Below are 6,884 nucleotides of genomic sequence, written 5' to 3' on the forward strand. Positions count from 1 at the left end.
TCGCCCTTCCCGCCGCGGCTGCGGGTGGTCGCCAGCCGCCCCTAGCTGCGGGCAGTCGTGCCGCTGGGGCGGCACGGGTGGGCGCAGCGGCACCCCGCCAGCGCCGGGCCGCGCTCTCCCCGCCCCCGCACCCACGCCGGGCAACTCCGCAACGCCGGACCACGTACCCCAGCCCCCCGCACCCACCCCGGAGCACCCACAACGCCGGCCCACACACCCCACCCCCACCCCACGGAGTGCCTCGTAGAATCGCCCGCGTGACCCACCCCGCCGACACCCTCCGCACCACCCTCGCCGACCTCGTCGACGGGCTCCCGCCCCGCCAGGCCGCGCAGGCCGTGGAGCGGCTGATCGCCAACTACCGCGGGGACACCCCGACCGACGCCCCCATCCTCCGTGACCGCGCCGACGTCGTCGCCTACGCCGCGTACCGCATGCCCGCCACCTTCGCCGCCGTACGCTCCGCACTGACCGAGTTCGCCGCGGCCGTGCCGGACTGGGTGCCCGGCAGCCACCTGGACCTCGGCGGCGGCACCGGTGCCGCGACCTGGGCCGTCAGCGACACCTGGGACGGCACGCGCCCGGTGACCGTGCTCGACTGGGCCGAACCCGCGCTGGCCCTCGGCCGGGAGATCGCCGCCTCGCTGCCCGCCCTGCGCGACGCCCGCTGGCGGCGCGCCCGGATCGGCACGGCGCTCACCCTGGAGAGCACCGACCTCGTCACCGTCTCCTACGTGCTCAACGAGCTGACCGACGCCGACCGCACCGCGCTCGTGGACGCCGCCGCCGGCGCCGCGCGGGCCGTCGTGATCGTCGAGGCCGGTACCCCCGCCGGCTACGCCCGTGTCATCGAGGCCCGCGACCGGCTGATCGCCGCCGGGTTCCGGGTCGCCGCACCCTGCCCGCACAGCGCCGCCTGCCCCATCGTGCCCGGCACGGACTGGTGCCACTTCGCGGCGCGCGTCAGCCGGTCCAGCCTGCACCGTCAGGTCAAGAGCGGTTCCCTCGCCTACGAGGACGAGAAGTTCAGCTACGTCGCCGCCACCCGGCTCCCGGTCGCCCCGGCGCCCGCCCGCGTGGTCCGGCGTCCGCAGATCCGCAAGGGCCAGGTCCTGCTCGACCTGTGCGAGCCCGACGAAGAGCTCCGCCGCCGGACGGTCACCAAGCGCCACGGCGACCTGTACAAGGCGGCCCGCGACGCGGCCTGGGGCGACCCCTGGCCGGCGGAGGAAACGTGACCCCGTGGAACGTGCCGTGCACCGCGCCCTGCGGATCGTGATCGCCGAGGACGATCCGCTGCTGCGCGAGGGGCTCGCCCTGCTGCTGCGGGCCGAGGGGATGGACGTGGTGGCCACGGCGGACACCGCCGACTCGGTGCTCGCCGCCATCGACGCGCACGAGCCCGACGTCGCCATCCTGGACGTGCGCATGCCCCCCACCCACACCGACGAAGGGGTCCGAGCGGCCGTCGAGGCGCGGCGGAGGCGCCCCGGGCTCGCCGTTCTCGTGCTCTCCGCCTACGTGGAGCAGTCCTTCGCCACCGACCTGCTGACCGGCGGTGTCGGCGGGCTCGGGTACCTGCTCAAGGAGCGGGTCGGCCGGGTCGAGGAGTTCATGGACGCGCTCGGCCGGGTCGCGGGCGGCGGTACCGCCATCGACCCCGAGGTCGTCGCCCAGTTGTTCACCCGCACCCGTCAGGACACCCGGCTGGAGCGGCTCACTCCGCGGGAGCGGGAGGTGCTGGCGCTGATGGCCGAGGGGCTCGGCAACAGCGCCATCGCCGCTCGGCTCGTCGTCACCGACGGCGCGGTCCACAAGCACATCCGCAGCATCTTCGCCAAGCTCGACCTGTCCCCGGCCGACCAGGTCGACCGGCGGGTGGCCGCCGTTCTGCACTATCTGGAGAACGCGCGGGTGCCACGCCGCTGAAGCGGCCGGGGGCAGACCGGTCAGCTCTCGGGCTTCTGCTGCCGTTCCCGCAGTCTGCGCAGCAGTTCCCGCTTCTGGGCCTGCGGGGACGTGCCGCCGCCCACGCGGCCGGCCGGGTCGCCGCCGCGCAGGGCGTCACGGCCGAGATTCCGGCGCGTACCGCCGACGCCCAGCATGTTTCCGTTTCCGCCTCGGGTCATGGGGGTTCTCCCTGAGTTGTCGGGGTTCCATGGGGTGAGCGAGACGGGTCGTCTCGTCTTGCGTCATCACTCTGGGCGAGACGGTGCGTCTTGTCAACCTGATAACTTCGGACCATGGCCACACAGAAGTCCACCCGTCCCCCCGCCGCCGAGCGGCCGCACCCCGACGCCACCCGGCGCAGCCAGCGGTCCCGCCAGGCCATCTACGACGCCGCCCTCGCCCTCGTCGGCGAGGTCGGCTACCCCAGGACCACCATCGAGGGCATCGCCGCCCGCGCCGGTGTCGGCAAGCAGACGATCTACCGCTGGTGGTCCTCCAAGGCCGACGTCCTGCTGGAGGCCTTCCTCGACCTGGGCGAGCAGGCCGCCGGGCAGGAGGCGTACGCGATTCCGGACACCGGTGACCTCGCCGCCGACCTCAAGGCGGTCCTGCGCGCCACCGTCGACGAGCTGCGCGACCCGAGGTTCGAGACGCCCTCCCGCGCCCTGGCCGCGGAAGGTGTCGTCAACGAGCAGCTCGGCCGGGAGTTCGTCGCCAAGCTCCTGGAGCCCTCGCTCCAGCTCTACGTCGACCGCCTGCGCGCCGCCCAGGAGGCCGGCCAGGTGCGGCCGGACATCGACCCGCGGATCGCGCTGGAGCTCTTCGTCTCGCCGCTGGCCCAGCGCTGGCTCCAGCACACCGGGCCCTTCTCCCACGCCTACACCGACACCCTCGTCGACTACGCGCTGTACGGGCTCGCGCCCCGGTGACCGGGCCGAGCGGGGAAGTTTGTCCCTTCGCGACCCCGAAGCTCCGAATGGTGCGACGATAGGGCATGCTGGAGCGGACGACGGCGAGAGCAAGGGGATAGATGAGCGCGGAGTTCGGCGGTCGGAGCGGTCTGCAGGGCAAACTCTCCTCGTGGCTGCGCGGACGCCGCCCCAAGGAGGCCGCCGGAGACGGTGGCCGGGAGGATCTGCTGCTCGCCGCCGCCGGTGCGGGACTGCCCCTGGCGCCCGCCGCGCACCCCGCCGGATACCGTTGCTCCTGCGACCGCGTGGGCTGTCCCACTCCCGCCCGGCACCCGGTGTCCTTCGCCTGGCAGACGCAGTCCACCACCGACCGCGCCCAGGTCGAGCGCTGGGCCCGGCACCAGCCCGAGGCCAACTTCATCACCGCGACCGGCATGGTGCACGACGTCCTGGACGTGCCGCTCCAGGCCGGTCGCGAGGCGCTGGAGCGGCTGCTCGCGGCCGGTGTCGAGGTCGGGCCGGTCGCCGAGAGCGACGACGGACGCATGCTCCTGTTCACCCTCACCCGCGGCACCCCCGAGGACGAGGACGAGTGGTGGCCCTGCGAGCTGGACTGCCACCCCGAGACCATGGACGAGCACCCCGGCCTGCGCTGGCACTGCCGCGGTTCCTACGTGCTGGTGCCGCCGGCCCGGCTGCCCGGCGAGGACCGGACCGTGCACTGGGTGCGCGGCCCCGAGCACCCGCTGCCGGACCCGCTGACCCTGCTGGAGACCCTCACCGACGCGTGCGCCCGGCACGCCGGTGGGGAGAACGACCACGCGGCCGCCGCCTGGCCCCTGCGTCGCTGAGGGCGCGGGCTCCCGGGGGCTACTCGCCCTTCGCCGAGGTCAGGCCCTGGACGCGGCCCAGTACCGACACCGGTCCGTCCGCCGGGTCGAGCGCCACCTCGTTGGAGACGAACTCCATCGTCAGCGACTGCTTGATCTCGCCGTCCGTCAGCGCCAGCACGTCCTTGTTCGGCGTCGGCACGGAGGCCCCCCGCGCGGCGGTCTGCTTCTCGAAGTGCCGGGTGGTGAAGAACACCAGCGCCCCGCCGTCCTTCGTCCGCAGCGCCAGCGGCGCGTAGTCGCCGTTCGTCAGCGGCTCGTCGATGTACTGCGTGGCCAGGCCGGGGCGGGAGGAGCGCTTCTCGCGCTGCGCGCGCCAGGCACTGGTGTGGGTCCCGTCCGCGAAGGCCGTCCCGCCGTCCCGCAGATACGTCGCGTAGCCCTTGCTCAGTCCGGCCGGCGGGACGCTCACGTCGGCGGCGTTCGCGGGCACGGCCTCCGCCCAGCCGTCCGCGTCCGTCTTGAACTCGGGCATCTTGCCGGGCGCGACCAGCGTCAGGTACGCCGCCTCCCAGGTCTCCTCCAGGCCGCTGCGGGTGAACACCAGCAACCAGCGCGTGTTCCCGCCCTTGTTGGCCTTGGTGTCCGCGAGGAACCAGCGCGGCCAGCCCGCCTTCTTCGGGATGGTGAACCTGGCGTCGGTCAGCTCCAGCGGCGTGTGCGAGGGGTTGCCGTCCGGGTGGTTGGCCGCCCCCGCCTCCAGCCGTGCCGAGTCGATCGCGGCGAGGGCGCCCGTCGTGTGCTCGGCGTCCAGTCCGGCGTCGTACGCCTTGTCGGCCTCGTTGTACGCGGTGGTGAACTCCTCCAGTGCCTTGGCGGCCTCGGCCCGGGTGGCGGAGGGGAGCACCTCGCGCTCGCCGTGCACCACCACGCACCCGCTCGCCGCCAACGACAAAGCGGTCGCCGAGGCGGATATGAGCGCGAACTTCTCAAGCCTGCGGGGCCTTCGAGGGCCGCGGTCCTGGCTCATCAGGTTCCTTCACCTTCCCCTTCCCGGAGGCGAACCCTACCGGGGCGAGGAAGAGCGCGAGTGTCGGGACCAGGTACAGCAGCCACACCGTGACCTGGAGGACGGTCGGGTCGGGCTGGAAGTTGAACACGCCCTTGAGCAGGGTGCCGTACCAGCCGGCGGGGTCGACCGTGTTGCTGATGTCGAAGGCCAGGTTCGTCAGGCCCGGCACCAGGTCGGCCTCCTGGAGGTCGTGCACGCCGTAGGCCAGGACGCCCGCCGCCACGACGACCAGCATGCCGCCGGTCCAGGTGAAGAACCGGGACAGGTTGATGCGCAGGGCGCCCCGGTAGAAGAGCCAGCCCAGCAGGACCGCCGACGCCAGCCCGAGGGCCACGCCGATCAGCGGGCGCGGGGTGCCGTCGCCGGCCGCGTGCACCGACGCCCACACGAACAGGGCCGTCTCCAGGCCCTCCCGGCCCACCGCCAGGAACGCGGTGGCCACCAGCGCGCCGGTGCCCATGGCGAGGGCCGCGTCCAGCCTGCCGTGCAGCTCCGTCTTGAGGTGGCGGGCGGTGCGGCGCATCCAGAAGACCATCCACGTCACCAGGACCACGGCCAGGATGGAGAGTGAACCGCCCAGCGCCTCCTGCGCCTTGAACGTCAGCTCCTGCGAGCCGAACTCCAGCGCGCAGCCGAAGCCGAGCGCGATGGCGATCGCGACGCCGATGCCCGCCCAGATCGGCTTCAGGGCGTCCCTGCGGTCCGTCTTGACCAGGTAGGCGATCAGGATGCAGACGACGAGCGAGGCCTCCAGGCCCTCGCGCAGTCCGATCAGGTAGTTCGAGAACACGGTTACGCCTCCTTGCCGAACAGCGTGCTGCCCCACCAGTCGTCCGCGTCCCGGACACCGGGCGGCACGGCGAAGACCGCCGAACCCACGTGCTGGATGTACTCGTTGAGCGCGTCCTTCGCCAGATTGCGCTGCACGGGGATGAAGCCCGTGCGGATGTCGCGCTGGTAGGCGAGGAAGAACAGCCCGGCGTCCAGGCGGCCCAGGCCGTCCGTGCCGTCGGTGAAGGAGTAGCCGCGGCGCAGCAGCGTCGCCCCGCCGTTGGAGTCGGGATGGGCGAGCCGGACGTGCGCGTCGGGCTTCATCGCCTTCAGGAACGGCTCGTCGCGTTCCTTGGCCCTGCCCACCGGGGCACCCTCGCCCTTGTCGCGGCCGAACACGTCCTCCTGCTCCTGGAGGGAAGCCCGGTCCCAGGTCTCGATGTGCATGCGGATGCGCCGCGCGACCAGGTAGGAGCCGCCCGCCATCCACTCCGCGCCGTCCTTCGCGGCGGCCCAGACGAACTTCTCCAGGCGGGCCTCGTCCGTGCCCGCGATGTTGCGGGTGCCGTCCTTGAAGCCGAGCAGGTTGCGCGGCGTCTGCTCGTCGGGCGTGGTGGACGAGGTCTTGCCGAAGCCGAGCTGCGACCAGCGCACGACGACCTTGCCGAAGCCGATGCGGGCCAGGTTGCGGATCGCGTGCACCGCGACCTGGGGGTCGTCGGCGCACGCCTGGACGCACAGGTCGCCGCCGCTGCGGGCCCCGTCGAGGTTGTCGCCGGGGAACTTCGGCAGGTCGGCCAGGGCCTCGGGGCGCCGGCCGGCGAGGCCGAACCTCTCGAACAGGGACGGGCCGAAGCCGAGGGTGAGGGTCAGCCGGGACGGCCTGAGGCCCAGCGCCTCGCCGGTGTCGTCCGGCGGGGCCTCGGGCAGTCCGCCGTAGGCACCCTCTCCCACCGCGTGACCGGCGGTCATCGCGCGGGCCGCCGCCGTCCACTCCTTGAGCAGCGCGACGAACGCGGCGCGGTCCTCGGTCGTCACGTCGAACGCGGCGAAGTGCAGCCGGTCCTGCACCGGGGTGGCGATGCCCGCCTGGTGCGGGCCGTGGAAGGGGACGGCCGAGCCCGCGTCGGCACCGGCCGGGGACGCGTCGCCGCCGGTGCGGTCCATCGCCACCGCGCCGCCGGCCGCCGCTGCGGCGCCGAGCGCGAGGCCCGCGCCGCCCCAGCCGATCAGCGTCCGCCGGGAGGGGGAGGGTGCCCCTATGTGTTTGGTCAAGGTCGAAGGCCAGTAGGTTCGTGTGGTTGGGGGCAGGCCGAGCCGTAGGGGTGTGCATGAGTGATAGCCAGGTCA

General features: G+C 73.4%; 8 protein-coding genes. 4 read left to right on the forward strand and 4 right to left on the reverse strand.

What is annotated here, in order from left to right:
* Positions 1-257 precede the first annotated feature (257 nt).
* Both IG88_RS0137215 and IG88_RS0137220 read left to right on the forward strand, forming a co-directional pair.
* Complete coding sequence (locus IG88_RS0137215; protein WP_107452429.1) at positions 258-1,238, forward strand: small ribosomal subunit Rsm22 family protein; 981 nt, start codon at positions 258-260, stop codon at positions 1,236-1,238.
* A 28-nt stretch (positions 1,239-1,266) separates the two neighbouring features.
* Positions 1,267-1,929, forward strand: coding sequence for a response regulator transcription factor (locus IG88_RS0137220; protein WP_031051123.1), 663 nt, complete (start codon positions 1,267-1,269; stop codon positions 1,927-1,929).
* Between the two features lie 20 nt (positions 1,930-1,949).
* On the opposite strand, the gene IG88_RS43630 is transcribed toward IG88_RS0137220, so the two are convergent.
* Positions 1,950-2,105, reverse strand: coding sequence for a DUF6243 family protein (locus IG88_RS43630; protein ID WP_234332480.1), 156 nt, complete (start codon positions 2,103-2,105; stop codon positions 1,950-1,952).
* Between the two features lie 138 nt (positions 2,106-2,243).
* Here IG88_RS43630 and IG88_RS0137230 point away from each other — a divergent pair, with 138 nt between their 5' ends.
* Both IG88_RS0137230 and IG88_RS0137235 read left to right on the forward strand, forming a co-directional pair.
* Positions 2,244-2,879 (forward strand): TetR/AcrR family transcriptional regulator, encoded by a 636-nt coding sequence (locus tag IG88_RS0137230; RefSeq protein ID WP_031051125.1) that lies wholly within the window; start codon positions 2,244-2,246, stop codon positions 2,877-2,879.
* A 101-nt stretch (positions 2,880-2,980) separates the two neighbouring features.
* Positions 2,981-3,712 carry a bifunctional DNA primase/polymerase gene (locus IG88_RS0137235; RefSeq protein ID WP_031051127.1) on the forward strand — a complete coding sequence of 244 codons (732 nt, stop codon included), beginning with the start codon at positions 2,981-2,983 and terminating at the stop codon, positions 3,710-3,712.
* Positions 3,713-3,731: 19 nt separating this feature from the next.
* Here IG88_RS0137235 and IG88_RS0137240 read toward each other — a convergent pair whose 3' ends face one another.
* The 3 genes from IG88_RS0137240 to efeB are packed head-to-tail and all read right to left on the reverse strand — an operon-like array spanning position 3,732 to position 6,809.
* The gene (locus IG88_RS0137240) at positions 3,732-4,721 is read right to left on the reverse strand and encodes a hypothetical protein (protein ID WP_031051129.1); all 990 of its coding nucleotides are present in this window, start codon (positions 4,719-4,721) and stop codon (positions 3,732-3,734) included.
* The gene (gene efeU, locus IG88_RS0137245; protein WP_031051131.1) at positions 4,681-5,553 is read right to left on the reverse strand and encodes an iron uptake transporter permease EfeU; all 873 of its coding nucleotides are present in this window, start codon (positions 5,551-5,553) and stop codon (positions 4,681-4,683) included. The genes IG88_RS0137240 and efeU overlap by 41 nt, the downstream gene beginning before the upstream one ends.
* 2 nt (positions 5,554-5,555) lie before the next feature.
* Positions 5,556-6,809, reverse strand: coding sequence for an iron uptake transporter deferrochelatase/peroxidase subunit (gene efeB / locus IG88_RS0137250; protein WP_031051133.1), 1,254 nt, complete (start codon positions 6,807-6,809; stop codon positions 5,556-5,558).
* Positions 6,810-6,884: the final 75 nt, after the last annotated feature.

It is taken from the genome of Streptomyces sp. NRRL F-5650 (assembly GCF_000721365.1).
In the GTDB taxonomy this organism is placed as follows: Bacteria; Actinomycetota; Actinomycetes; order Streptomycetales; family Streptomycetaceae; genus Streptomyces; species Streptomyces ardesiacus.

Bases quoted from the DNA above. Each gene is read 5' to 3' on its own strand.
- IG88_RS43630 (WP_234332480.1), bottom strand. From the start codon at position 2,105: ATGCTGGGCGTCGGCGGTACGCGCCGGAATCTCGGCCGTGACGCCCTG.
- IG88_RS0137230 (WP_031051125.1), top strand. From the start codon at position 2,244: ATGGCCACACAGAAGTCCACCCGTCCCCCCGCCGCCGAGCGGCCGCAC.
- IG88_RS0137235 (WP_031051127.1), top strand. From the start codon at position 2,981: ATGAGCGCGGAGTTCGGCGGTCGGAGCGGTCTGCAGGGCAAACTCTCC.
- IG88_RS0137240 (WP_031051129.1), bottom strand. From the start codon at position 4,721: ATGAGCCAGGACCGCGGCCCTCGAAGGCCCCGCAGGCTTGAGAAGTTC.